Below are 24,961 nucleotides of genomic sequence, written 5' to 3' on the forward strand. Positions count from 1 at the left end.
ATAAGTACTCAGCAAAGGGGACTTATTACTAATTTTTAATTAATTAAAAAATAAGATGGAATAGGTAAACTGCTAAAACAGCAGCTAAGATTGGGGCAACTACTGGCACCCAAGCGTAATCCCAACGAGATGTTCCTTTATTTTTCAAAGGTAGGATTGCGTGTAGAATACGTGGACCAAGGTCACGAGCTGGGTTTAAACCAGGACCCGTTGTTCCACCAAGTGAAGTTACTAAAGCAGCTACTAAAAATCCTAAACCAATCGCAACAAAAGCTGTACTTGATTGTGTCATTTTTGCATGGTTAGCCATTGCTAAAGCAGCGAAGAATAACACAAAACTACCTGTGAACTCACTGATGAAACCACTTAGTTTACTTTCAGTTTTTTCACGTGTAGAGAAAATCCCATAAATAGCATCGGCGTTAGTTGTTTTTCTCAAGTATGGTAAGTAAAGACCTACAACAACAAGTTGTCCGATGATTGCACCAATAAATTGAGCAATGATAAAGTACATTGCTTTATCAAACGGTGTAATCCCATTTATAAGTTCTCCAAGAACCATAGCTGGATTAATGATAGCTCCAGAAACAGACTTAAACATCAAGGCAGGTATCATAACACCAATACCAAATCCCCATGCAATTAAAAACCATGACCCTTTGTGGCCATTTGTACCTTTTAATTCAACGTTAGCAACAGCACCGTTACCTAAGGCAACCATGAAAGCTGTTCCAATAACTTCCGCAATAATTTGCGTCCAAAGCGAATATTCCATTTACGTATAAACTCCTCTAAAAAAAATAATTAAACAGACCTATATAGCTTATAAGAGTTTTTTGAAAAATGCAACAAAAAAACACACTTTGTCGTGTGAATTTTTAAAATTTTTATTAAGACATCATTTTTTTAGTGAAATTTTTAATTCGTTCGTTCTCGCTATTGAAGAATCCCTTAGCTGAACCAAAGTAATTTACCTGTCCTTCTTCAAGGAATAAGATCTGGTCTGCAATTTCTTCTGCAAAAGCTAAGTTATGCGTCACCACGATTTGGGAATTACGCTTTTGCGCTAAGTCTTTAATAACTTTTAGCACTTCTCCTTCAAGTTCTGGGTCAAGCGCACTCGTTGGTTCATCATATAAGATAAATTCTGGTTCCATGGCTAATGCTCTGGCAATCGCCACACGTTGTTGTTGTCCCCCTGATAACTCATTTGGAAATGCATCAGATTTTTGCGCTAACCCAACCTGTTCAAGTAGTGCTTTAGCTTTTGTTGTGGCAACATCTTTTGACTGCTTCAACACTTGTGTTGGACCCTCGATAACATTGCCTAATGCTGATAGGTGAGGAAATAATTCAAAGTTTTGAAAAACCATTCCAAAATTTTGACGATAGCGACTAACTTCTTTTGCAGGGTATTGCTTGGGAAATGTAAAGCTATTTTCATTTAAACTCAACGTGCCACTTGCTGGATAGTTCAGCAAATTAATTGTTCGCAGTAACGTTGACTTTCCTGATCCAGATGGACCAACTATAACCGTTGTTTGATTTTGATTGAAGTCAACTGAAAAATCTTTCAAAACCGGTTGCTGATCAAATGAAACATTTATATTTTTTAAACTAAGCATGTGTATTACCTCCTACATGTTTTGATGTTCTTTTTTCTAAGTAGCTTTGAATACCTACTAAAATTGTAGAAATCATTAAATAGAAGAAAGCAACAACAATATACATAATAAGTGGTTGGTAAGTTCTAGCTGCGACACGTTGAGAAACCAAGAACATTTCGACCAAAGTAATACTTGCAGCTAGTGATGTGCCTTTAACTAGGCTGATTAATTCATTAAATAAAGGTGGCAAGGCGATTCTGAAAGCTTGAGGCGCAATCACACGTTGTAAAATTTTCAAACGTGACATCCCTAGTGATCTTGCGGCATCCCATTGACCATTTGAGATTGATAAGATAGCAGCTCTAATTGCTTCAGAAGCATAAGCACCGCTATTCAAACCAAATGTCAGTACTGCAGCTGTCCACGCATCAAGCGTTAATCCTAGACTAGCTAATCCAAAATACGCAATGAATAATTGGACAATTAGTGGCGTTCCCCTGAAAATCCAAACATACGTTGCAAAAACAAATCGTAATAAACGACTATTTGAAATTCTTGCGATTGCTGTAATCCCCGCAATAATTAATGCCAAGATAAATGACACAATAGTTAGCGGAATCGTCACTTGCAGTCCTGCTATAAAAATAGGCCCTAGTGCTTGTTTGACCATATCAATAATTGTCATTAAATCCATGCTAGCCCTCTTCTACTCTTGTGTAATATCTTTGTTAAAGTATTTTTCCGAAATCGACTTCAATGTTCCATCTTGTTTAAGTTGAGCTAAAACTTCATCAACTTGTTTAACTAAATCTTCATTACCTTTTTGGAACATTGCAGCTGACGGTGTCGCATCTTTAACTTGGTTAACGATTTTGATATTAGCATTTGGATTTTGTTTTAAGTAATCATAAAATGAAACATCACTATTCAAGGTCGCATCTGCACGTCCTTGGGAAACTAAATCAGCGGCTTTACTGAACCCATCAGTACTAACTAATGTTGCACCATAACTTTCAGCTCTAGCACCGTAATTTGATGTTAGTGACTGCGCACTTTTCTTACCCTTTAAATCATCAAAGTCTTTAATCTCGTTATTATCCTTAGCTACAATTAATGCGGCTCTAGAATAGGAATACGGTGTTGTGAATAAAAAGTTCTTTTGACGTTCTGGTGTGATTCCAACTTGGTTAAAGACCACATCTGTTTTTTTAGCGTTAAAAGAAGCAATCATTGAATCCCAAGGTGCATCTTCAAATTTAACTTGATACCCCAATTTTGAAAAAACTGCTTTAGCAACATCAACATCAAACCCGACTAATTCGTTTTTTTCGTTAAAATATGAAAAGGGTGCATAAGTCCCTTCAGTTCCAACTGTGATCACTTTTTGATTTGAATCGCTAGCCGTATTGGTTTGATCAGAACCTTTTGCTGAATTGACACCCACAAAAACCGCAATGACCACGACGGCTGCAATAATTATCCCGATAATACTATTTCTTTTATTCATGATAGTTTCTCCTTTAAAAAATAAGTTGCGCGCAACTAAAAACCCCTAAATAAAAAGGACAGGCTACACCTGTCCTTTTCTAGATAATAAAAAAATTAAAGATAGGGAGTTCTAGCCACGACAAGTTGTTTGAGTTTGTTCTTTGATTTGCATTTTACACATTGGCATTGAACAACAGCACATTGTCATAACTATATTTCTCCCTTCATAACTGACTTACTTATTATTTGTAACTATAGTCTATATTAAATCTTGTCTCAGCTATAAAGTCAACCTTTTTTTAATTATATTCTCACTCTTGTTAATAATTGGTAAGCTACACGTTCATTATCGGCAACTTCTGGAAGGTAAATCATGCCCACTTCTTCATATCCCGCACGCATGATTGTCTTTCTCATTGCAATATTTTTGGGATGAGTATCGATTCTTAAATCGTGGTACTCTAATTCGTTAGCTTGAGATTGTAACATTTCTAAAAATCTCAATCCAATTCGTCTTCCTTTAACAGAAGAATCAACAACAACGCGATGCACAATCATATAGTTTGATTCGACATGGTTATTGAAGTTAACTTCTGAACCTTCTTCGTAAACTTTATCTGGACATGAGCTTAGTGCTGCATATCCTATAATTTTTGAGTCTAGGTCCTCATCGACTAGGACATAACCTTCACCGTGATTAATATCGTTTTCAAAATCACTAGTTAGTGGATACTTCCCATCGTGCCATTGAGGAATCTGCCTCTCGGCAAGTACCTTGATTGCAGAATTGATTAAATTCATAACGGTTGGTAAATCTGCCATAGTGGCTTGTCTGATAGATAGCATAATTCCCTCCTTGAAAATCATTAAAAGTTTTTTGACTTTAAAAATATAACGTGATTAACATAATATCGTCAACAACTTTTGATTTTTTGTTACTAAAGTCTTTTTAACAACTCAGTAAATCATTGATTTAACAAGGTTTATACTTTTTAAATCCAGGCAGTTTTTTCATGTTTTTTTCATGTTAGTTTTAGTGGAACACATGAAAAAAACACGTTTTAAACGTGTTTTAAATTTCAATTACTAATTTTCCAATCATTTGATGGGTTTCCAAAACAGCATGTGCTTGTTGAATGTTTTCAACCGTTAACCCAGTTAAAGTTTGGGTTAGTGGTGACTTTAATTTTTTGTCGTCTATCCATTGTGCAATTTGTTGCAGTGCTTGATGTTGTGAATTTAAATCTTGAGTTTTATAAAATGATTTTGTAAAAACAGATTCAAAACTTAAACTTAAACTTTTTGTTTTAAAATCTTCGCTATCAACGGTTAACTGATCATCGCCTACGGTACAAAGACGACCATTAGGCGCTAGTAACTCGATAACTTCATTAAAGTGACTGTCTAAACCATGTAGGTCTAAAACATAATCAAACTCATAAGCTGCAGGTCCTAGTAGTTCACATTCATCTACTAAATTGTGGTGATGATTAATAACCGCATCAGCCCCCATTGATTCAACCCATTGTCTGGTTTCGTCTCTTGAAGCACTTGCGACAACATTCAACCCAGCGATTTTAGCTAATTGGATTGCCATTGAACCAACGCCACCTGCACCATTCAAAATCAAAATAGATTGCTTGGTTTTTGAATTCATTGGAATTGCTAGTCGTTCAAACAACGCTTCATAAGCAGTCAAGCTCACCAACGGCAAAGCAGCAGCTTCACTAAGTGAAACAGATTGTGGCACATGAGCTGCCATTTTAGGCTCTACTACCTGGAACTGAGCATTGCTACCCGGCTTAATCTTTGAATTAAGGTAATAAATTTGATCACCGACTTGATAATCACTGACGGCTTTACCGACCTCAACAACTTCTCCAACACCATCAAAGCCTAAAATACGTGGGCGCTTAATGGCTTGTCGAAGCCCCATACGAATTTTAGTATCAATTGGATTAACTGAGAACGCTTTAACTTGAACTAATAGCTCATCTTCACTTGGATGCGGAACCTCAGTTTCAAAAGCGACTAAACTTTCTGGATTTGTGATGGGTAATGACTCTTTAACACCTATTGCTTGCATATTACTCACGGCAAAATAACCTCTTATCTTGTTAATTATAGGTCAGCAATGGCTTGTGAAATTGGTGTTTCACCATCAGACAAGTCAATTGTTTGGTGGTTAATCGCATTATTTCTAACAACTTCAGCTAAAAATTCTGCGACACTTTCACGACTAATTTCAGATTGCATCCCTTTGCGACCTACATTAATCAGACCATCTGAAGGGGTATCTGTCAAGGCTGTTGGTTGCGCAATCACATAGTCTAAGTCTGTTTGTCTCAACCATTCATCAGCATAGTGTTTTGAAATATAGTAATCGTGTAGTGCTTGACCAGGGAATGTTTCAGGACGGTCTGCGTTAACCGCACTCACCATAATATAACGCTTAATGCCAGCTTCTTTAGCAGCTGTCATCGTTTTCACTGCGCCATCTAGGTCGACTTTCAAGACATCTTTACCTGCAGATCCTGCCGCAAAGATAATCGCTTCACTTCCCTTGAAAGCTTCAGCCATTTGGGCAGCATCTTGATGTAAGTTAAATTCCACATAATTGACATTGTCAGCTTCAACTAATGACTGTGTTTTAGGGTCACGAACACCTGCAATCACTTCATCTTGCTTTTGAGCTAATTTTTGAACAACATGACGACCTACACGACCATTTGCACCTACTACAAAAATTTTCATATTAAAAACCTCCTATAAAACTATAAATCTGAAATAACTTCATGAATGGCTTCATCACCATTTGAAATATCAACTGTCAGACGATTAACACCTGGTTTTCTAACCACTTGTGCTAAAAACTCTGCTACATCTTCACGGCTAATTTCATCTGATAGTTTGGTATAATTTGACTCGATTTCACCAGTTGCTGGTTTATCACTTAGTGTGACAGGCTGAACAATAACATAGTTCAAGTCTGTTCCTCTTAACCATTCATCAGCATAATGCTTGGCAACATAGTAATCATGTAGTGATTTTCCTGGCCAAGTTTCAGGATGGTCTGCATTGACCGCACTGACCATAATATAACGCTTAATTCCAGCTTTTTTAGCCGCTTTCATGGTCTTAACTGCACCATCTAAATCGACTTTTGCTAAATCTTTACCAGCTGACCCCGCTGCAAAAATAATCGCGTCACAATTTGAAAAGGCATCCACCATTTGATCGATATCTTGGTGTAGATTAAACGGCACATAAGCAACGTGATCATGTCTCAAAATCGATTGTGTTTTAGGGTCTCTGACACCCGCCAAAACATCATCATCCTTTTGGATTAATTTATTAACAACATGACGACCTACACGGCCGTTTGCGCCAGCTACAAATACTTTCATTTTGTGTTCTCCTTTTACTTCTTTTTTGTAAGTAATACTATACCACATCTTTTTTTTATTGGCAAAATACCCCTGATATACGTTAAACTTTACTTAAGGAAAATTTAAACTTTATAAAAAGGAGTGCTCAAATGAACACACTAAGCCAAGAACTATTTGCGCTAATTGGTGGTAAGGACAAGTTAATGGCTTTAGGACATCGAAAAGATTCTTTATTTTTCGATTTAGAAAGCGTCCCTGAAGCTGAAAAACTTGAAAAATTACCCCATGTGACGTCAGTAGTAATTGAAAAAAATCATGTTTCTTTAAAGACAGATAAAGAAGCAACTAATCTGTATTATGAATTACTCGATACACCTGATGATACACAAGGTAAGCAAAACTTATTCAATCGCTTACTTGATACTTTATCAGGTATCTTCATGCCTATCTTAGGATTCTTAGCTGCAACAGGGATGCTAAAAGGGTTGATGTCGGCGTTGTCTGCTTTAAAACTAATGGACAGTCATAGTGGTACTTACCAAGTATTGTACGCCATTTCAGATGGCTTCTTCTACTTCTTACCTATTGTTTTAGGGTACAGTGCTTCAAAACGATTTAAGACTTCTCCACTACTGGGAATTACCATTGGTGCGACTTTAACCTATCCTAGTATTGTTCAAATGGCTAGCCCAGAATCCGCTACGCCTTTATTTACACTGTTTGCTAATACCCCACTTCAAACACACGTTTTTGATACATTCTTTGGGATTCCATTAATCATGGTTAACTACACCAGTTCGGTTATCCCAGTTATTGTCGGCGTGTTATTAGCTTCAAAACTTGAAAAATTCTTTACAAAATGGATTCCAGAAATCATTCAAAACTTCATTGTGCCATTTTGCACATTGATTATTACAATTCCACTTATCTTCTTAATCATTGGACCCTTAACTACTTGGCTTTCTCAAGGAATGGGCTGGATTATTCAAACACTTGTTCAATTAAATCCTGCTATTGCTGGTTTAGTACTGGGTGTGCTTTGGCAACCACTGGTTGTTTTAGGACTTCACTGGGGAATTATTCCAATTGCCTTTATCAACATTGCAACAGTCGGACAAGATCCTATTATGGCTTTAACTTTTGCTGCGCTTTACGCACAAATTGGTGCTGTTTTAGGTGTTATGCTTAAAACAAAAGACAAAAAATTCAAGGCACTTAGTTTATCAGCCTTTATTACAGGTGTGTTTGGTATTTCAGAGCCTTCTATGTTTGGGGTTACAATCCCAACCAAGAAACCGTTTGTTATCAGCATGATTGGTGCCGGTATTGGTGGTTTAATTATGGGACTATTTAATACACTTGTTTATACTGTTGGTGTGCTTGGATTCTTTACCTTCTTAACTTATATTCCAAGTGATGGTAACTTAACAGGACTATTTGCGGCTATTGCAGCTTGTGCTGTTGCTTTCATCTTCAGTTTTATTATCACTTTCTTTGTTTATACAGATAAAGATAAACCAACTGTTTAATCCTTATCAAAAAAAGCTTAGGTTATTAACCTAAGCTTTTTCTTTTTGGTCTAATTTTGTCATTAAATAAGCAATCCCAATTCCAACTAGGAATAAAGCTGCACAACTGATAATTGTTACAAAATCATATGTCACATTAAGTGGAATGATAACAACAGTTGACGCAATAACGACACCAATTATAAAGTTGAATAATTTTGAGTGATAATTTTGAAGAATTAAATTAACTAATTTAGATAATGTCACAAGGCTCAAAATACCCCCAATGGCTAAAGGAATCACAATTCCTAAATCAAAAGTCTTCAATCCATCAGTCATTGGTTGATACATCCCCATATAAATCAAAAAGTTAGACGGACTTAGGCCTGGGATGATTACACCTAATCCAATCAAAAAGCCTGACAAAATCCAAGTGAAGAAATTTTGCGGGATGTGACCAAATAATCCCTGTCCAAAAATTAAGAACACCGTCATTATAATCGCAGTTGTGATTAAGATGATAGTATCTGCTGTTGTACGTTCAGTTTGTTCTGTTGATTGTCGAAATAAAGTCGGTAATGTGCCCACAATAGCCCCTATGAATACCCATAGCATTTGATATTCATATTTGGCTAGTGCCACACTCATTAACAGTGAAAATACGATTATCCCTAAAATACCACCAATTCCTAGTGGGATAAAAAACAAAACGTTTTGCTTAAAATCTTTCTTAATATTGGCTAAAAATGAAATAACACGTTCATAAACGCCAAATACGACAGCTAATGTTCCGCCACTAATCCCGGGCAGGATAAAACCAGAACCAATTAGCATCCCCTTAATTACGCGTAAAAACCAATCCATATAATTCTCCTATCAGAAGTAAGATAATTCTATTTTACGTTATTTTTAATCTAGTGCCGACAGTCTTTATAATTTTTTAAATAAAAAAAGATGACCCCCCAACTTCTGGTTGATCATCTTCTTAAGCACTAAGTGTGTGATTTAACTTTTCTACGGCTTCTTCAATTGTAGCACCATCGGCATGGTTGCCTTTAGCGTCACTAACTGTGAAAACCTGTGTTAATGTATTAAGTTGAATTTTGTGTTGTAACATATTACTAGTACTCCCTTCAAAAATATAAAAGTACGAAAGGCTAGTAGCGAAATATTATCCCTTATGTTAACAGGTTTTAAACAAATGTCAACAACTAACTATCAAAAAGTTATTATCCTATATTAGGCCTCTTCTCTTGTCTTAATATAATGCATTAAATGAAAGGCTAATAAAACGTCAACACCCAGTAGCAATAGGAGTTTTGGCATCATGATTAATATTAAATACGCAACAATTTCAATAGCTAAATAAATGTAAGCCTTATGTCTATTCTTAGGTAACATCGCAATTGCACGAATAATCCAAATCATGGTCATGCTAGCAAATAAAGTCAACACAAATAATAATCTGACCCCGATTGAGTCATGGCCTTCAAGAATCAAGTGTAGCGCAATTCCACTCGTCATAATCAAGTAAATATCTAACAAAAATAACATTCTCATTGCCAGCATTTTAGCAGCTGATTTTACATTAATTTCAATATCACCTAAAATACGATAAAAAATCCCCGCAGCTGACGCAATCAAAATAACACTTAAGATAAATCCTACTATTTTGTCGGTATGAAGCGGATATTTAAGACTCGTATAAAACCCTGCAATAACCTCTCCTAACGTAATCATCATGATTAGTCCGTAGCGTTCAATTAAGGAATCTTTTATCGCATAATCCATCTGATTGACTTCGTACTCTCTTCTCATGACAGGTGAAACAAGTAGCAACCCGAAGTAGTTCATTAGTAATCCAATGATAACCAACCATTTAGCTGAGTCCAGCGCAACAAAGTAACCAATTATTAAAACAACCAATACGACTGTGTATAGTGCGACGCAAGATAACGCAACTTGACGATGAATTTTGTCAAAATAGCTTACTGTCGACCAAATCACAATCATTAAAAGCTCAATCGCCATAAATGCAATTAAAATATGACTAAAATCACCTTCAACGGCTTCTGGAATAAAGAGCGTTGCAACTCCTGTTAGAATAATTTGAAGATTCATAATAATTGTATTAATTAACCCTAAATTACCGTGATCATCAAAATACACTGAAGTCTCATTCCAACTCCACAAAAATAAGAAAAATAAAACAGTCGTATTCACAAAATTACCAATTGTAAAATGATGAACTAACCCCTCCGTCAAGTCCAATAACACAACTGTAAAAATCAAGTCATAAAATAACTCTAGCCAAGTCACACTGCGATCATCAATATCCTCAGTGATTTTACGAGGTCGTTTAAACAAATTTTCCATTCTTATCACCCTTAATTTTTTATTCATCTCTATCATAAAACAAAAATAAAAAAAGTAACAGCTCCCTAACGGGAAGCCATTACTTTTTTGTTTAATTTATCTTGATACATTTCAACTTCATCATCTGAACAGTAAATAAAATGTCCTGGTGTGATTTCTTGCATACGACGTTCTTTGTCGTCTTCAACTGGTTGATAAGTCACACGTTTTCTTGAGCGTTCATATTCAGGGTCTGGCATTGGAATAGCAGAAAGCAAGCTCTCTGTATAAGGATGAACACCATTGTAATAAATTTCATCACTTGAAGCGACTTCAAGTAATTTACCATGATGCATAACACCAATACGATCACTAATATGTTTAACCATTGATAAATCGTGAGCGATGAATAGATAAGTCAACTTATGTTCTTTTTGTAAATCTTGTAACAGGTTTACAACTTGTGCTTGAATAGACACATCAAGGGCAGAAATTGGTTCATCAGCCACAATAAATTTAGGATCAACGGCTAGCGCACGTGCAATCCCGATACGTTGTCTTTGTCCACCAGAGAATTCGTGAGGATATCTTGTTGCATGGTTTGGATTCAATCCAACAATTTCAAGCAACTCATTAACACGTTTTGCACGTTGTTCTTTGTTTTTAACTAAATGGTTAATATCTAACCCTTCAGCTATAATATCTTCAACTTTCATTCTAGGGTTCAAAGAAGCATAAGGATCTTGGAAAATCATTTGCACATTACGACGGAAACGACGCATGTCTTCTTTTGATTTTAATGCTAATACATCTTGGCCATCAAAAGTAACATCACCCGCTGTTGGATGTTCAAGACGCATAATACTACGTCCTGTTGTCGATTTACCACTTCCGGATTCACCAACTAAACCAAAGGTTTCCCCTTCATAAATGTGAAAGCTAATGTCATCAACCGCTTTAACTTCGTCTTTACGACCTACGTTAAAATATTGTTTTAAATTTTTAACATCAAGTAAAACTTTATTATTCATTATCTTTCACCTCTTTTGCGCGTTTAATTTCTTCAAACTTCTTCCAACGCTTTTGAATTTCTTGTGGTGGTGTTACTTCTGGTGCTTGAGGTGCCAACAACCATGTTGCTGCTTTGTGAGTTTTTGATACTTCAAAGTAAGGTGGTTGTTGTTCAGCATCAATTTTTAAAGCAAATTCATTACGTGGATAAAAGGCATCACCTTTTGGTGGTGTCAATAAGTCTGGTGGTGTTCCTGGAATTGCATACAAACGAGAAGTTGAATCTTCAATTGCAGGCATAGATCCTAGTAACCCCCATGTATAAGGATGTCTTGGGTTGTAGAAGATTTCTTCAGCAGTTCCAATTTCGACAATCTTACCAGCATACATAACAGCCACACGATCGGCAATATTAGCCACAACTCCTAAGTCATGGGTAATGAAAACAATCGAGGTTTTCACTTTTTTCTGCAAATCTTTCAATAATTCAAGAATTTGTGCTTGAATTGTCACATCAAGAGCAGTTGTTGGTTCATCGGCAATCAATACTTCTGGGTTACAAATCAAGGCAATTGCAATAACAATACGTTGTCTTTGTCCACCAGAAAATTGATGAGGATAATTCTTGAAACGATCTTTAGCGTTTGGTAATCCTACCATTTCAAGCAATTCCAAAGCTTTGGCATAAGCTTCTTTTTTAGAAGCTTGATGATGAATCATCAAAGGCTCTGCTACTTGTTTACCAATTGGCATTGTTGGGTCAAGAGAAGTCATTGGGTCTTGAAAAATCATTGAAATCTTGTTACCACGTAGCTTACGCATTTCGTTTTCACTTTTTTCAAGGATGTTTTCGCCACCAAATAAAATTTGACCGTTTTCGACATTAGCATTACTTGCTAATAGTTTCATTAAACTTCTTGTTGTTACTGATTTACCACTTCCGGATTCCCCTACGATTGCGAGTGTTTCACCTTTTTTAAGGTCAAAACTAACATCACGAATGGCTTGAACTTTTCCGGCAAATGTATCAAAAGAAATTTCTAAATTTTTAACTTCTAACATTTTTTTCATTCTTGTCACTCTTTCATCTTAGGATCTAAGGCATCACGTAATCCGTCAGCTAATAGGTTAAATCCAATCATGATAACTGATAACACAATAGCTGGAATCCACATTTGGTAACCCAAATATTGCCATGTTTTGTAACCATCACTTAACAACATACCTAGTGAAGCACTTGGTGGTTGAATACCTAATCCGATAAAACTCAAGAAGGCTTCAAAGAAGATAGCTGATGGAATACTGAACATCATTTGAACAATAATAACACTAGAGATGTTTGGCAAGATATGCTTAAATGCGATTTTTGAACGGCTTTCACCTAAAGATGTCGCAGCTAAAACAAATTCTTGATCTTTTAGTTTTAAGGTTTGTCCACGAACCACACGTGCCATTGGCACCCAGTTAGTAATCGCCATAGCTGCTACAATTGAAAGTACACCTGGTTTTAAAACAACAAGCATCAAAATCATAACAACTAAGTTAGGAATTCCTGAAATAATTTCAAGAAAACGTTGCATAATGTTATCTACGCGACCACCTAGTAACCCTGAAATTAATCCGTAAGTTACACCAAAGATAATATCTAAAGCAGCTGCAGCAAACGCAATTAATAATGAAATTCTAGTCCCAACAAGTAAACGACTTAAAAGATCTCGTCCTAAACTGTCAGTTCCTAGCCAATAATGCACACCTTCTGGAATACCAGCTTGTGCATATTTATCAACTAATTGGCCACCAACCATTGCTTTACCGTTTAAACCATTGATATCGATTCCTGGTAATTTTGGTGGTAAGTTAATATACTTCAAATTCTGTGCTGTTGGATCGCTTGGTGAAAAGAAAATTGTGATTAGCGAAATTAAAACAATAATCACCAATAAGCTTAAACTAAACATCGCCGCTTTGTTCTTTTTAAGACGACGCCATGAATCTTGTAAGAAAGTTAATGAAGGTGCAGAAATCTGCTCACGTTCATCTTTTGTATTTTTAGTTAAAGGTTGAAATTCAGAAGCAGGAATTTGTTCGATTTGTTTTAGTTTTGCTTTACTCATAATTAATCCTTGCTCCCTTCTGCAATACGAATTCTAGGGTCAACAATTCCGTAAAGAATATCGACAACTAAAATAATGAAAATCAATAAGGCTGAGTATAAAATTGTGATTGCCATAATTGTTGGATAGTCATTTGTTGTAATTGACTTAACAAATTGTTCACCAATACCAGGAATAGCAAAGATATTTTCAACAACCAATGATCCTGTCATCAAGGCAATTGCTAAAGGTCCAAGTAAGGTTAGTAATGGAATCAAACTGTTTCTCAACGCGTGTTTGTAAACAATTTGCCAACGACTCAACCCTTTTGCACGGGCCAATTCGATGTAATCACTGTGAAGCACTTCAACCATTTCAGTTCTAATAAAACGAGCTGAATCGGCAAGAGGTGACATCGCAAGTGCAATCATTGGTAAGATTGTGTAAGAGAAACTTTCCCATTTTGCGATTGGTAAAACGTGAAGCTGTAATGCAAACACAAATTGAAGTAAAACCGCAAACACAAAGTTAGGAATTGAACGCCCCAAAATTGCAATTAAAGTGGCACCTGTATCAACCCATGTATTTTGCTTCATAGCTGAAACAGCACCTAATAAAGTTCCGATAACTGTTCCGAATACAAGAGCTTGGAAACCTAGTTGTAATGAAGGTCCAATTCTACCCATTAAAAGACCAGAAACAGATTGGTTCTTAAATTGGTAAGATGTCCCAAAATCTAAATGGAACATATTAACAATATAGTTAAAGTATTGCACAATGACTGGTTTATCTAACCCGTTTTGACGGTTTAATTGTGCAACTTGATCAGGTGATAATTTTTCAATGTTTGAATATGGACTACCCGGCAATAACTTCATCAAGAAAAATGTAATCGTGATGATAATTAATAAGGTAATAACCATGTAAAACAAACGTTTAAAGAAATACTTCCAAAAACTACTCATGATTTTCCTCCTAAACTTTGACTTATACACAGAATTTAGATAAATTTAACTACATATTAACTAAACGAAAGGTTTATTATCTATGAAACTTAAAAAATCATCTCTGTGGATAAGTTCTGTCGCGCTCGTTTTTTCGCTTATTTTATTAATTGTGCGAAATAATTTATCCTGGCTACATTTGTCAGACACACTTTTTATTATAAGTCTTTTCTTCTTCATCGTGGGAGGATTTTTATGGGTTTTTTCTTCAGGATCATTTGACTTTTTCCAAAAATCACTTCACCTGAAACGAAAAACCGATTATGAATCCGAATGGAAACTATCCACTATTGGAAAAGAGCATAAAGCTTTCTTCTTACAACCAGGTATCATCTTGCTAGCAATCAGTATCATTTTGTTGGTAATCGATACGATTTTCTAACTTTTTTAAAACAGGCTGAGAATTCAATTCCCAGCCTGTTTTTTATTCAACTATTTAAAGTACTTAAATTAGTTTTGAATTTCTACCCATTTGTAATCAAATTGGGCACCTGCTGGATGTGACACAAGGTTTTTAACTTTTGAGTTAATCATGTGTGCTTCAGCTTTTTGGTAAAGTGGTGCAACACCTTGAGTATTCATTAATACTTTATCTGCATTAACTAAATCTTCAAAACGTTTGTTAGCATCTGTTGCATCTTGACCAGAAGCTGCATTTACATAGTTATCATATTCAGTATTACTGTATTGACCTCTATTGTATGAGTTTCCTGATACAAATAAGTCAGTAAAGCTTGAAGCGTCTAGGTAATCTGCTCCCCATCCACTCAATAATACATCAAAGTTACCAGCTGTTGAACGATCCAAACGAACTGAGAATGGTACTGGTGTTAAATTAACTTTTACACCGTCTAAGTTTGTTTGAATTGCATTTTGTAAGTATTCAATTACTTTTTTAGATGAATCTGTATCTGAAGATAAAAGACTAAAGTTCAATGTTGAAATACCTAGTTCTTGTTTAGCTTTATTCCAGTATTCTTTAGCTTTTTGAGCATCGTATGATACAAGCTTACCTGCAGAAGCTGTGAAGTCTTTACCATCTGGTGAAGCCATTGTTGTCTTAGGTACAAGTCCTGTTGAAGCAATTGAACCATCACCTAAAATAGAATTAGTTAAAGCATCACGATCGATTGAATATGAGATAGCTTTACGCAAGTTTTCGTTTCTAAATGGTGAACTTTCTGTACGTTGATTAAATTCTAAGTAGTTAGTTGATGCTTGTGGTATCGCAGTAAATGCTGGGTTGTTACGGTTTTGTTGTGCTAATTCACCTGTTAAAATCACATCATCTGCTTGTCCACTATTGAACAGTCCTAATGAAGTTGATGATTCTTTAACAACGCTAACATTAATGTTTTCGATTTTCACATTGCTGTTATCCCAGTAATTTTCATTCTTTTTATATGCCCATTCAGTATCTGTCCCGGCTCCTGAAAAACCAGTTAGTGTAAATGGTCCATTATAAACTGCATTTTCACTTGTTGCAGCATAATCTTTACCATATTTTTCAACTACTGATTGGCTTTGTGGGAAGAATGTTGGAAAGGCAAGTAGTCTTTCAAAGTAAGGTGTTGCTTTATTTAACTTAATTTGTAATTCATAGTCGCCAACTGCCTTAACTCCCAATTCACTGGCAGCTTTTTTGCCTGATGTAATGTCTTCAGCGTTTTCAACTGGTGCAAACAAGTAAGCATATTGTGAAGCTGTCTGAGGACTTACTGTTCGTTGCCAACTGTAAACATAGTCTTGGGCTTTAACAGGTTCACCGTTAGACCATTTGGCATTTTCTCTTAACTTAAATGTATAAGTTAAGCCATCCGCTGATACTTGAGGCTTTTCAGCAGCACCTGCAAGTTCTAAGTTGTTATCTTTGTCTTGACGGTATAACCCTTCATAGACATTATTTAGTGCTGTAAAACTAATATTGTCAGTTGCTAAAGATAAGTCAGCTGTTGGCATTTCTTGTTGCACAACAACATTCAAGTCTTTAGTACTACCTGAGCCTGATGTCTGAGTTCCCTTTCCCGTTGAACATCCGGACAATACTAAACTAGCTGCCATTAAAAACGCAGCCGCTGTCCATCTCTTTTTCATAATTACCGCTCCTTCGTTCCTTAAAAAAATATTAATATATTTAAAATTATACCCGATTTTAAATTAAAAAATCAATAGCAATTTTTAATAATAAATCCATTATAAAACCTTACTAGATAGTAAACCACCTAAACAACAGTTGTCTTAGCCTACACAAAATAAAAAGATAGATTAAAAAATATTTTTCAATCTACCTTTAATATTAGGCTATATTTATTTATTCAACCGATAACCATTTGTAATCAAATTTAGCGCCAGCTGGATGAGCTGCGTAATTTTTGATTTTCGGATTAATCATGTGAGCTTCTACCGCTTGATATAGTGGTGCCACACCTTGTTGTGACATCACAATCTTTTCAGCATTCACTAAATCGTCAAAACGCTTTTGCTCGTCTTTTACATCAGTTGTAGCAGCCGCTTTCACAAGTTCATCGTATTGTTGATTACTCCACTGACCTCTATTATAGGAGATACCTGATCTAAGTAGGTCAGTAAAACTTGAAGCATCTAAGTAATCAGCACCATATGATCCCATTAATAAGTCAAAGTTTCCGGCGGCAGCACGATCCAGTCTGACAGAAAAAGGAACGGGTGTTAAGTTCACTTTAACACCGTCTAAGTTAGTTTGAATTGCGTTTTGTAGATATTCTACAATTTTCTTCGAAGCATCAGTATCTGAAGACAAAATACTAAAGTTCAATGTTGAAATCCCTAACTCTTGCTTAGCTTTATTCCAGTATTCTTTAGCTTGATTAGCGTCTTCATTCAAGTAGTTTCCAACAGCGTCAGTAAAATCTTTTCCATCAGGTGATTTCATAATATTTTTAGGTACGAATCCACTCGAAGGAATCGAACCGTTACCTAAAATTGAGTCTGTTAACGCTTTTCGATCAATTGAATATGAAATTGCTTTTCGTAAGTTTTCGTTTTTGAAAACGGAGTTATCATCACGTTGATTAAACTCTAAATATTGAGTTGTTGCTTGTAAGATTGATTGGTAAGCCTCATCATTACGATTTTGTTGGGCTAGTTCACCGGTTAAAACCACATCATCTGCTTGATTATTCTTAAATAGGTTTAATGCGGTTGATGAATCTTTTACAACGCTAACGTTAATACTATCTAGGTTAACAGCATTTTTATCCCAGTATTGATTGTTTTTGGCATATGTCCAAGTATCATCTGTTCCTGGGCCAGAAAAGTTTTGCAAAACATATGGGCCATTGTAAACAGCGTTATCGCTATTAATTGCGTAGTCTTTGCCGTATTTTTCAACTACAGATTGATTTTGAGGGAAAAATGTTGGCAATGTTAAGAGTCTCTCAAAATAAGGAATTGCTTGGCTAAGCTTGATTTCAAGTTCATAGTCACCCACTGCTTTGATTCCCAATTCAGAAACATCTTTTGAACCAGCATTTGTTTCTTTTCCATTTTCGATAGCACTAAACAAATAAGCATATTGAGAAGCCGTCTTTGGATTGACCGTTCGTTGCCATCCGTAAACATAGTCTTGTGCTTTCACCGAATCTCCATTTGACCACTTGGCGTCTTGTCTTAATTTAAATGTATAAGTTAAGCCATCAGATGATACTTGTGGTTTTTCACTTGCACCTGCAAGAACTAAATCGTTATTTTTGTCTTGACGATATAACCCTTCATAAACATTATTTAAAGCTGTAAAACTAACAGTATCACTAGCTAAAGAAAGATCTGCTGTTGGCATTTCTTGCTGAACAACAAAGTTAAGTGATTTTGCATTTGTATTATTAGTTTGTTTGCTATTGCCAGTTGAACAACCTGACAATATTGTCCCCACCGCTAATAACGAGGCAAGTACTGTCCATTTTTTTTGCATGTTAATTACTCCTTCTAAAAAATAAGTACTGTTAGATTATACATTTTTTTAGTAAGTACGCCAATAATATAACTATAATTTAGTAAGTGAAAAACAAAAAAGATAATGCATTTGCATTATCTTTTTAAATTACTACTCTAATTCTAGCCATTTGTAATCAAATTTGGCACCAGCAGGGTGTGCAACATAATTTTTGATTTTTGGATTAATCATATGCGCTTCTGCAACCTGGTAAAGAGGTGCGACAGCTTGTGTTTCTAACTCTAACTTTTCAGCATTAACTAAGTCTTCAAAACGTTTCTGCGGATTTGTTACATTGGTTGTTGCTGCGGATTTAAGTAGTTCGGTATAAGTCTCATTAGTCCAGCGACCTGAATTATTATTTTGTAACAAATCAGTAAAAGTAGAGGCATCAAGATAATCTGCACCATAAGAAACCATAGAAACATCAAAGTTACCAGCTCTAGAGCGTTCTAACCTCACCGAAAACGGTACAGGTGTTAGATTGACTTTAACATCTGGCAATGTACTTTCAATAACATTTTGAAGATACTCGATAACTTTCTTTGCCGAGTCTGTATCAGAAGAAAGTATACTAAATTCAAATTTGTCTATTCCTAACTCCTCTTGTGCTTTTGCAAAATACTCTTGTGCTTTTTTGGTATCAAACTGATTGTATGTGTATCCTACTGCTTCCGTAAAATCTAAACCTGTAGGCGACTTCATTAAGTTTTTGGGCACTAACCCTGTAGCTGGTATTGATCCATTACCTAAGATTGAATCCGTTAATGCTTGTCGATCAATAGCTGTTGAGATTGCTTTGCGTAAATTTTCATTTCTAAACGGCGAGGTTGATTCAATCTGGTTAAAGTTTAAATATTGTGTAGTCGCCTGTAGAAATGGTTGATAAGCTTGATTAGCCTGATTTTGTTGTGCTAATTCTCCTGTCAACACAATATCATCCGCTTGATTATTTTGAAAAAGATTCAAAGCAGTTGCAGAGTCTTTTACAACATTCATATTAATCTTATCTATTTTAACGTTATCTTTATCAAAATATTTGTCGTTTTTGATATATGACCATGCAGTATCTGTTCCAGGTCCATCAAATCCTTCTAATTTGAAAGGACCATTATAGACCGATGTTTCACTCTTTAAAGCATAATCCTTGCCATATTTTTCAACTGCTGATTGATTTTGCGGAAAAAATGATGGCAACGTTAATAATCTTTCAAAGTAGGGAACTGGAGAACCCAGTTTTATTTTTAATTGATAATCTGAAGTTGCTTCAATTCCTAAATCTTCAACTTGCTTTTTACCATCTCTTATTTCTTTAGCATTTTCAATAGACTCAAATAAATAAGCATATTGTGAAGCAGTTTGTGGATTAACCGTTCTTCTCCAGCTGTAAACATAATCGTGTGCTGTGACAGGATCACCATTTGACCACTTCGCATTTTCATTAAGATCAAAGTTGTATGTTAATCCATCTTCAGATATCTTGCCTTTTTCTTTTGCACCTGCAGGTATTAAATTATTATCTTTATCCTGACGGTAGAGTCCTTCATAAATATTATTCAAGGCTGTATAGCTAACAGTATCTGTTGCTAACGATAAATCTGCTGTGGGTAATTCTTGTTGGGCAACAAAATTAAGAGTTTTAACATTACCGTCACTCGGGGAACTAGATTGGCCAGTTGTTGAACATCCTGATAGCACCAGGGATATAGTTACAATTGCAGCTACTGCTATATGTTTCAGTTTCATATTAATCTCCTTAATTTATTAACTATTATCGGCGCTTTATAACTTACTAAAAATTAGTTTAAAAAAGTTATAAATAAAAAGGCAAAATCTACTTTCATAGTTTTTGTCTTTTTATTTTAATTATTATTCTACTTCTAGCCATTTGTAATCAAATTTAGCGCCAGCAGGGTGAGAAACATAATTTTTAACTCTTGAATTAACCATGTGAGCTTCTACACCTTGGTAAAGCGGTGTTACACCTTGTGTATTTGATAACAATTTATCAGCATTAACTAAGTCTTCGAAACGCTTAGTTGCATCATTAACATTAGTTGTTTTTGATGAGTTAATTAAATTGTCATACTCAGCGTTACTCCATTGGCCACGGTTATATGAGTTTCCTGTTACGAATAAGTCAGTGAAACTTGATGCATCAAGGTAATCAGCACCCCATCCTGTTAACACAACATCAAAATTTCCCGACTTAGAACGATCTAAACGAACAGAAAACGGTACCGGATTTAGCGAAACTTTCACACCATCTAAATTAGATTGAATCGTGTTTTGTAAGTATTCAAGAACTTTTTTAGATGAATCACTATCTGAAGCTAAAATACTAAAGTCAAGTGATGTGATACCTAATTCTTGTTTGGCTTTTTCCCAGTATTCTTTTGCTTTAGCTGCATCATAAGAAACACCTGCACTTGCTGCATCTGAGAAGTCTTTACCATCGGGACTTGTCATTGTTCCTTTTGGTACTAAACCAGTAGATGGTTGTGATCCATCACCTAAAATTGAATTTGTTAGCGCTGTTCTATCAATTGAATAGCCAATCGCTTTTCTTAAGTTTTCATTTTTAAATTTAGAATTAGCATCACGTTGGTTATATTCCAAGTATGATGTTCTTGCGTCTGCAACTGCTTTAAACTGTGAATCATTTCTGTTTTGTTGTGCTAACTCACCTGTTAAAACAATGTCGTCTGCTTGGTTACTGTTAAATAAGTTTAGGGAAGTTGATGATTCTTTTACAACGTTAACGTCAATCTTATCAACCTTCACGTTATTTTTATCCCAGTATTGGTCATTTTTAGCATATGTCCAAGTTGTATCTGTTCCTGGTCCATCAAAACCTTCTAATTTGAAAGGACCATTATAAACAGAGTTGTCACTCTTTGTTGTGTAATCTTTACCAAATTTTTCTGCCACAGCTTGATTTTGTGGGAAGAATGATGGAAATGCTAATAATCTTTCAAAGTATGGGGTTGCTTGGTTAAGCGTGATTTCTAATTCATAATCTCCCGTTGCTTTAATTCCTAGTTCACTTTTATCCTTTTTACCTGCTGTGATATCTTCGGCATTTTGAACAGGTGCAAATAAGTAAGCATATTGTGAAGCAGTTTCTGGGCTTACAGTTCTTTGCCAGCTGTAAACATAGTCTTTAGCTGTTACAGGATCACCATTTGACCATTTAGCATCTTCTCTTAATTTAACTTTGTAAGTCAGACCATCTGCTGAAATTTCAGCCTTTTGGCTTGCACCTGCTGGTTCTAATTTGTCATCTTTATCTTGACGATAAATTCCTTCATAAACATTATTTAAAACTGTAAAACTAACTGTATCTGTCGCAAGTGATAAGTCTGCAGTAGGTAATTCTTGTTGAGCTACAAAGTTTAAAGATTTCACATTGCTTGTTTCTCCACTTGAACTTTTACTGCCACTACCTGTAGAACATCCTGATAGCACTAAGGCTGCTGACATCAATAATGTTGCAGCTGCAAAACGTTTTTTCATCTTCTTTCCTCCGAAAATTAATTTTTTATTAGTATTTGTTGATTATACATGAGACTAAAATAAAAAATCAATAGCTTTATTAACATTAATTTTTAATATAATTTTTATATAGCACTATTATCCTTGCTAATTTCAATTAAAGTTGTGGGCTGAATGTGATAAAATCATCTTATAAAACACAAAAAATAGGAGACTTTAAAATGAAAATCGGACTAATTGGTGCTGGAAAAATGGGAACAGCCATGATTAAAGGTTTCATTAATCATGGTCAAAACCCAAAAGATATTTGGGTCAAAACAGGACACTACCAAAATGCTGTGAAGTTAAGTGATGAATTAGGTATTACTGCGATTGAAAATTTACCATCAATCAAGGATGTTGACGTTATTATTTTGGCAACACCTGCATCTTTAATTATTCAAACACTTAGTGAATTGAACCAGCTAATTTCACAAGACATGCCTCTAATTTCAGTTGCGGCAGGTGTTTCATTTAGTGAAATGAAGCAGGTCTACCCTAAACTGCCACTTCTGAGATGCATCCCCAACACCCCAGTTGCCATCAATCAAGGAATGATTAGCTACTGCGCCAGTTCAGATTTATCTCAAAGTCAAAAAAGTGTCACGGTCGATCTCCTTAACCAGCTAGGACACACCGTTGAAGTCCCTGAAGAAAAACTGGCGATTGCTGGTACAATTGCTGGATGTAGTCCTGCTTTTGTTGATGTTTTCATCGAAGCCTTAAGTGATGCTGCTGTCACAAACGGTCTGGACCGTGCTTTATCTTATGAAATTATCGCCGAAATGATGAAAGGATCAGCCGCATTAGCTGCTGAAAGTAAGCAACATCCTGGTATCTTAAAAGATGATGTCACTTCACCTGGTGGTGATACTATCAAAGGCGTTGTCGCACTTGAGAAAAACAACTTTAGATTTGCTGTAATTGATGCTATCAACACCATTTTAAAAGATTAAAAAAAAACAACAGCCCATATAAGCTGTTGTTTTTTGTATTCTTATTTTTTTGATTGATTATGGCGGCTCAATCTAATGACTAGAGCAATCGTAAACCACACAACTATTACTATGCCATAAGTCAATAATAACTTTGTTGTCCACAATGTGTGATATTTAAAAGCAGAGCGACTTATAATCTCGATATGAAACCCCATTATTGTGTTGATTACTTGTTGTTGATTTTGAATAGCCATTGCATAAAAAAAGTCAATAATCAATAATCCTAAGTAAAATAATGTTGCGCGTCTAAAATGACGAATAAGAAAAACTAAACCAGGTGACTTTTCTTGTTTATCTTTTTCAAATTGTTTAATTTTATTTTCTAAATACGATACCAAACTAATCCTTTTACTCAAAAAATACAGTTCCTCCTAATTTTAATGGTAAAAAGTATCATATCATAAATTGGATTTCAAAATAAAAAAGCGCTTGCTAACTAGGCAAGCGCTTTTTTTATTAATCATCAATTTGAGGAGAATCATTTAATTCAGCTTGAAGCATCCAAATTTTCTTTTCGATTGCGGTTTTGAATCCGATAAAGATATCTTGAGTACCTAAGTCTTTTTCTTTATCACTGACATCAATACCTTCTTGATATAGCGTTGCTAGATAACGATAGTCATCAGCTAATACATTCAACCTTTCAGGAATTGTGCGCGAAAAATCACCTTTTTCATCATCAATATGAGTATGGTCTGAAAGCTCTTGTAAAGTTGAGTAAGGTGCACCGCCTAATATAATGAGTCTTTCAGCAATTACATCTAATTGTGCGTCAATTTCATCTTTATAATCATCCATTAAGGGATGCAATTTCAAGAAATTTGTTCCTCTCATATACCAATGTGTTTGATGAATCACCATCGACATTTGACTTAAATCAGCAACGAGTTGATTCAAAACTGCTTTTGTTTGTGAATATTGCATAATCAATACCTCCACTTTTAAACTGAATTGTTCACAACTTTATTATACGCTGGTTTCATTTTTAGCCAAAATATAAAGACTTACTTTTGTTTTTCTAGCTGTATCAGTCTTTCTTCTGTTTGTTTCATATGATTATCGTAATTATCTATTTTATAAGTTAAATGATCGATAGCATCTTGAATGTCATCACGCTTTTCAATCATAATTTCTCTTTGCTGTTGGAGAAGTTCAAATTGCTTTTTAGTATTGTCTTCTTGAGCATCAAATAAGTCAATATATCTTTTAAGTGATTCAATACTCATCCCTGCCAATCGCATTTGTTTAATAAACTTGATACGCCTAATAATGTGTTCATCAATTTCACGAACGCCTGAATCATTTCGAGTGATTTCAGGAATAAGACCTTCTTTTTCATAATATCTGATAGTTGAAGACGCTAAATTTGTTTTTTGACTAGCTTCTTTAATATTCATTTTAGTTCCTTTCTATTCTATTGGACGATTAATCCCTAAATTTTGTTTGAGATAACTGCCATTAATTAATAATTCATAACAAAATTGAGCCAAAGCATCACGTGAAATATCATGTCCACCAAACAATGTCCCTTTGGGTGTTAACTCGTACGCCAGTGTTCCGTCATCAAACCACCCTGGTCTTAAAATCGTATAATCAAGTTCAGAATTTTCGACACAGTCTGCCGCATCACGATAGGTTTGAATAAAAGCATTGTTTTCCAAATTACCAGAACCTATTGCTTTAGGAATTTCATTATAAATCCCCATAGCAGTCACTAAGACAACACGCTTTATGCCTTGTTTTTGCATTGATTTTACAACTGACTGCGTAATTCCAGCAACATCACCACTAACACAAATAAAAACAGCGTCTTGATTTTTAACAACTTGATTCAAATCATCATGACTAGCATCTAGTGATAAATTAGTTTCGTTATAATTATGAGTCTGACTATTTCTTCTTGCAATTGTTGTGAGTCTAACATTACTATTTTGACGTATTAATTGACAGACTTTTCGTCCAATACTGCCAGTTGCGCCAACTACTAAAATATTTCTCATTAGA

The 24,961-nt window shown here is 35.2% G+C and carries 26 protein-coding genes; 3 read left to right on the top strand and 23 right to left on the bottom strand.

What is annotated here, in order from left to right; all coding sequences use genetic code 11:
* Window positions 1–43: 43 nt before the first annotated feature.
* From JNUCC80_RS04750 to JNUCC80_RS04785, 8 genes are all read right to left on the bottom strand, one after another.
* The gene (locus JNUCC80_RS04750; protein WP_454152739.1) at window positions 44–775 is read right to left on the bottom strand and encodes an MIP/aquaporin family protein; all 732 of its coding nucleotides are present in this window, start codon (window positions 773–775) and stop codon (window positions 44–46) included.
* A gap of 115 nt (window positions 776–890) precedes the next feature.
* A complete protein-coding gene (locus JNUCC80_RS04755) occupies window positions 891–1,625 on the bottom strand; it encodes an amino acid ABC transporter ATP-binding protein (protein WP_454152740.1) in 735 nt (244 codons plus the stop codon).
* Window positions 1,618–2,292 carry an amino acid ABC transporter permease gene (locus JNUCC80_RS04760; RefSeq protein WP_454144676.1) on the bottom strand — a complete coding sequence of 225 codons (675 nt, stop codon included), beginning with the start codon at window positions 2,290–2,292 and terminating at the stop codon, window positions 1,618–1,620. The genes JNUCC80_RS04755 and JNUCC80_RS04760 overlap by 8 nt, the downstream gene beginning before the upstream one ends.
* A gap of 21 nt (window positions 2,293–2,313) precedes the next feature.
* The gene (locus tag JNUCC80_RS04765) at window positions 2,314–3,114 is read right to left on the bottom strand and encodes an amino acid ABC transporter substrate-binding protein (protein ID WP_454152741.1); all 801 of its coding nucleotides are present in this window, start codon (window positions 3,112–3,114) and stop codon (window positions 2,314–2,316) included.
* A gap of 284 nt (window positions 3,115–3,398) precedes the next feature.
* A complete protein-coding gene (locus JNUCC80_RS04770) occupies window positions 3,399–3,941 on the bottom strand; it encodes a GNAT family N-acetyltransferase (RefSeq protein ID WP_454144060.1) in 543 nt (180 codons plus the stop codon).
* A 226-nt stretch (window positions 3,942–4,167) separates the two neighbouring features.
* Window positions 4,168–5,181, bottom strand: coding sequence for a zinc-binding alcohol dehydrogenase family protein (locus tag JNUCC80_RS04775; protein WP_454153358.1), 1,014 nt, complete (start codon window positions 5,179–5,181; stop codon window positions 4,168–4,170).
* Window positions 5,182–5,216: 35 nt separating this feature from the next.
* Window positions 5,217–5,849, bottom strand: coding sequence for an SDR family oxidoreductase (locus tag JNUCC80_RS04780; RefSeq protein WP_454144058.1), 633 nt, complete (start codon window positions 5,847–5,849; stop codon window positions 5,217–5,219).
* Between the two features lie 20 nt (window positions 5,850–5,869).
* Window positions 5,870–6,502 (bottom strand): SDR family oxidoreductase, encoded by a 633-nt coding sequence (locus tag JNUCC80_RS04785; protein WP_454152742.1) that lies wholly within the window; start codon window positions 6,500–6,502, stop codon window positions 5,870–5,872.
* Between the two features lie 131 nt (window positions 6,503–6,633).
* Between JNUCC80_RS04785 and JNUCC80_RS04790 the strand changes: the two genes are divergently transcribed.
* Window positions 6,634–8,013, top strand: a complete 1,380-nt coding sequence (locus JNUCC80_RS04790; RefSeq protein WP_454144054.1) for a PTS transporter subunit EIIC — start codon at window positions 6,634–6,636, stop codon at window positions 8,011–8,013.
* A gap of 30 nt (window positions 8,014–8,043) precedes the next feature.
* Here the strand turns inward: JNUCC80_RS04790 and JNUCC80_RS04795 are convergent, their stop codons facing one another.
* The 7 genes from JNUCC80_RS04795 to opp3b all read right to left on the bottom strand — a co-directional run bounded on the left by JNUCC80_RS04795 (window position 8,044) and on the right by opp3b (window position 14,416).
* Window positions 8,044–8,856: a DUF368 domain-containing protein gene (locus JNUCC80_RS04795; RefSeq protein WP_454152744.1), complete on the bottom strand. Its 813-nt coding sequence runs from the start codon at window positions 8,854–8,856 to the stop codon at window positions 8,044–8,046.
* A gap of 121 nt (window positions 8,857–8,977) precedes the next feature.
* Window positions 8,978–9,109, bottom strand: a complete 132-nt coding sequence (locus tag JNUCC80_RS04800) for a hypothetical protein (protein WP_454144050.1) — start codon at window positions 9,107–9,109, stop codon at window positions 8,978–8,980.
* A gap of 122 nt (window positions 9,110–9,231) precedes the next feature.
* On the bottom strand, window positions 9,232–10,368 hold the full coding sequence (locus JNUCC80_RS04805; protein ID WP_454152745.1) for a low temperature requirement protein A: 1,137 nt from the start codon (window positions 10,366–10,368) through the stop codon (window positions 9,232–9,234).
* Between the two features lie 65 nt (window positions 10,369–10,433).
* Window positions 10,434–11,378 (bottom strand): ABC transporter ATP-binding protein, encoded by a 945-nt coding sequence (locus JNUCC80_RS04810; protein ID WP_454152746.1) that lies wholly within the window; start codon window positions 11,376–11,378, stop codon window positions 10,434–10,436.
* A complete protein-coding gene (locus tag JNUCC80_RS04815) occupies window positions 11,371–12,429 on the bottom strand; it encodes an ABC transporter ATP-binding protein (RefSeq protein WP_454152747.1) in 1,059 nt (352 codons plus the stop codon). The genes JNUCC80_RS04810 and JNUCC80_RS04815 overlap by 8 nt, the downstream gene beginning before the upstream one ends.
* Before the next feature lie 5 nt (window positions 12,430–12,434).
* Complete coding sequence (locus JNUCC80_RS04820; RefSeq protein WP_454144042.1) at window positions 12,435–13,472, bottom strand: ABC transporter permease; 1,038 nt, start codon at window positions 13,470–13,472, stop codon at window positions 12,435–12,437.
* Window positions 13,473–13,474: 2 nt separating this feature from the next.
* A complete protein-coding gene (opp3b, locus tag JNUCC80_RS04825) occupies window positions 13,475–14,416 on the bottom strand; it encodes an oligopeptide ABC transporter permease (RefSeq protein WP_454144040.1) in 942 nt (313 codons plus the stop codon).
* An 82-nt stretch (window positions 14,417–14,498) separates the two neighbouring features.
* Here opp3b and JNUCC80_RS04830 point away from each other — a divergent pair, with 82 nt between their 5' ends.
* On the top strand, window positions 14,499–14,837 hold the full coding sequence (locus tag JNUCC80_RS04830; RefSeq protein WP_454144038.1) for a DUF3899 domain-containing protein: 339 nt from the start codon (window positions 14,499–14,501) through the stop codon (window positions 14,835–14,837).
* Window positions 14,838–14,905: 68 nt separating this feature from the next.
* Here the strand turns inward: JNUCC80_RS04830 and JNUCC80_RS04835 are convergent, their stop codons facing one another.
* The 4 genes from JNUCC80_RS04835 to JNUCC80_RS04850 all read right to left on the bottom strand — a co-directional run bounded on the left by JNUCC80_RS04835 (window position 14,906) and on the right by JNUCC80_RS04850 (window position 21,941).
* On the bottom strand, window positions 14,906–16,549 hold the full coding sequence (locus JNUCC80_RS04835; RefSeq protein ID WP_454152748.1) for a peptide ABC transporter substrate-binding protein: 1,644 nt from the start codon (window positions 16,547–16,549) through the stop codon (window positions 14,906–14,908).
* Between the two features lie 217 nt (window positions 16,550–16,766).
* Window positions 16,767–18,404, bottom strand: coding sequence for a peptide ABC transporter substrate-binding protein (locus JNUCC80_RS04840; protein WP_454152749.1), 1,638 nt, complete (start codon window positions 18,402–18,404; stop codon window positions 16,767–16,769).
* Window positions 18,405–18,536: 132 nt separating this feature from the next.
* Window positions 18,537–20,171: a peptide ABC transporter substrate-binding protein gene (locus JNUCC80_RS04845; protein WP_454152750.1), complete on the bottom strand. Its 1,635-nt coding sequence runs from the start codon at window positions 20,169–20,171 to the stop codon at window positions 18,537–18,539.
* 123 nt (window positions 20,172–20,294) lie between these two features.
* Entirely contained in the window at window positions 20,295–21,941 is a 1,647-nt protein-coding gene (locus JNUCC80_RS04850; RefSeq protein ID WP_454152751.1) for a peptide ABC transporter substrate-binding protein, read from the bottom strand.
* A 200-nt stretch (window positions 21,942–22,141) separates the two neighbouring features.
* Between JNUCC80_RS04850 and proC the strand changes: the two genes are divergently transcribed.
* Window positions 22,142–22,915: a pyrroline-5-carboxylate reductase gene (gene proC, locus JNUCC80_RS04855; protein WP_454152752.1), complete on the top strand. Its 774-nt coding sequence runs from the start codon at window positions 22,142–22,144 to the stop codon at window positions 22,913–22,915.
* A gap of 41 nt (window positions 22,916–22,956) precedes the next feature.
* Here the strand turns inward: proC and JNUCC80_RS04860 are convergent, their stop codons facing one another.
* From JNUCC80_RS04860 to JNUCC80_RS04875, 4 genes are all read right to left on the bottom strand, one after another.
* Window positions 22,957–23,313, bottom strand: coding sequence for a hypothetical protein (locus JNUCC80_RS04860; protein WP_454152753.1), 357 nt, complete (start codon window positions 23,311–23,313; stop codon window positions 22,957–22,959).
* A 100-nt stretch (window positions 23,314–23,413) separates the two neighbouring features.
* Window positions 23,414–23,881: a Dps family protein gene (locus JNUCC80_RS04865; RefSeq protein ID WP_454152754.1), complete on the bottom strand. Its 468-nt coding sequence runs from the start codon at window positions 23,879–23,881 to the stop codon at window positions 23,414–23,416.
* Window positions 23,882–23,961: 80 nt separating this feature from the next.
* Window positions 23,962–24,354 (bottom strand): MerR family transcriptional regulator, encoded by a 393-nt coding sequence (locus JNUCC80_RS04870; RefSeq protein ID WP_454152755.1) that lies wholly within the window; start codon window positions 24,352–24,354, stop codon window positions 23,962–23,964.
* A gap of 12 nt (window positions 24,355–24,366) precedes the next feature.
* Complete coding sequence (locus JNUCC80_RS04875; protein ID WP_454152756.1) at window positions 24,367–24,957, bottom strand: NAD(P)H-binding protein; 591 nt, start codon at window positions 24,955–24,957, stop codon at window positions 24,367–24,369.
* Between the last annotated feature and the right edge of the window lie 4 nt (window positions 24,958–24,961).

The sequence above is a fragment of the Holzapfeliella sp. JNUCC 80 genome (assembly GCF_053667655.1).

Bases quoted from the DNA above. Each gene is read 5' to 3' on its own strand.
- JNUCC80_RS04805 (WP_454152745.1), bottom strand. From the start codon at position 10,368: ATGGAAAATTTGTTTAAACGACCTCGTAAAATCACTGAGGATATTGAT.
- JNUCC80_RS04800 (WP_454144050.1), bottom strand. From the start codon at position 9,109: ATGTTACAACACAAAATTCAACTTAATACATTAACACAGGTTTTCACA.
- JNUCC80_RS04865 (WP_454152754.1), bottom strand. From the start codon at position 23,881: ATGCAATATTCACAAACAAAAGCAGTTTTGAATCAACTCGTTGCTGAT.
- JNUCC80_RS04840 (WP_454152749.1), bottom strand. From the start codon at position 18,404: ATGCAAAAAAAATGGACAGTACTTGCCTCGTTATTAGCGGTGGGGACA.
- proC (WP_454152752.1), top strand. From the start codon at position 22,142: ATGAAAATCGGACTAATTGGTGCTGGAAAAATGGGAACAGCCATGATT.
- JNUCC80_RS04795 (WP_454152744.1), bottom strand. From the start codon at position 8,856: ATGGATTGGTTTTTACGCGTAATTAAGGGGATGCTAATTGGTTCTGGT.
- JNUCC80_RS04820 (WP_454144042.1), bottom strand. From the start codon at position 13,472: ATGAGTAAAGCAAAACTAAAACAAATCGAACAAATTCCTGCTTCTGAA.
- opp3b (WP_454144040.1), bottom strand. From the start codon at position 14,416: ATGAGTAGTTTTTGGAAGTATTTCTTTAAACGTTTGTTTTACATGGTT.
- JNUCC80_RS04810 (WP_454152746.1), bottom strand. From the start codon at position 11,378: ATGAATAATAAAGTTTTACTTGATGTTAAAAATTTAAAACAATATTTT.
- JNUCC80_RS04790 (WP_454144054.1), top strand. From the start codon at position 6,634: ATGAACACACTAAGCCAAGAACTATTTGCGCTAATTGGTGGTAAGGAC.
- JNUCC80_RS04750 (WP_454152739.1), bottom strand. From the start codon at position 775: ATGGAATATTCGCTTTGGACGCAAATTATTGCGGAAGTTATTGGAACA.
- JNUCC80_RS04830 (WP_454144038.1), top strand. From the start codon at position 14,499: ATGAAACTTAAAAAATCATCTCTGTGGATAAGTTCTGTCGCGCTCGTT.
- JNUCC80_RS04875 (WP_454152756.1), bottom strand. From the start codon at position 24,957: ATGAGAAATATTTTAGTAGTTGGCGCAACTGGCAGTATTGGACGAAAA.
- JNUCC80_RS04760 (WP_454144676.1), bottom strand. From the start codon at position 2,292: ATGACAATTATTGATATGGTCAAACAAGCACTAGGGCCTATTTTTATA.
- JNUCC80_RS04775 (WP_454153358.1), bottom strand. From the start codon at position 5,181: ATGCAAGCAATAGGTGTTAAAGAGTCATTACCCATCACAAATCCAGAA.
- JNUCC80_RS04870 (WP_454152755.1), bottom strand. From the start codon at position 24,354: ATGAATATTAAAGAAGCTAGTCAAAAAACAAATTTAGCGTCTTCAACT.
- JNUCC80_RS04835 (WP_454152748.1), bottom strand. From the start codon at position 16,549: ATGAAAAAGAGATGGACAGCGGCTGCGTTTTTAATGGCAGCTAGTTTA.
- JNUCC80_RS04755 (WP_454152740.1), bottom strand. From the start codon at position 1,625: ATGCTTAGTTTAAAAAATATAAATGTTTCATTTGATCAGCAACCGGTT.
- JNUCC80_RS04780 (WP_454144058.1), bottom strand. From the start codon at position 5,849: ATGAAAATTTTTGTAGTAGGTGCAAATGGTCGTGTAGGTCGTCATGTT.
- JNUCC80_RS04765 (WP_454152741.1), bottom strand. From the start codon at position 3,114: ATGAATAAAAGAAATAGTATTATCGGGATAATTATTGCAGCCGTCGTG.
- JNUCC80_RS04850 (WP_454152751.1), bottom strand. From the start codon at position 21,941: ATGAAAAAACGTTTTGCAGCTGCAACATTATTGATGTCAGCAGCCTTA.
- JNUCC80_RS04815 (WP_454152747.1), bottom strand. From the start codon at position 12,429: ATGAAAAAAATGTTAGAAGTTAAAAATTTAGAAATTTCTTTTGATACA.
- JNUCC80_RS04785 (WP_454152742.1), bottom strand. From the start codon at position 6,502: ATGAAAGTATTTGTAGCTGGCGCAAACGGCCGTGTAGGTCGTCATGTT.
- JNUCC80_RS04845 (WP_454152750.1), bottom strand. From the start codon at position 20,171: ATGAAACTGAAACATATAGCAGTAGCTGCAATTGTAACTATATCCCTG.
- JNUCC80_RS04770 (WP_454144060.1), bottom strand. From the start codon at position 3,941: ATGCTATCTATCAGACAAGCCACTATGGCAGATTTACCAACCGTTATG.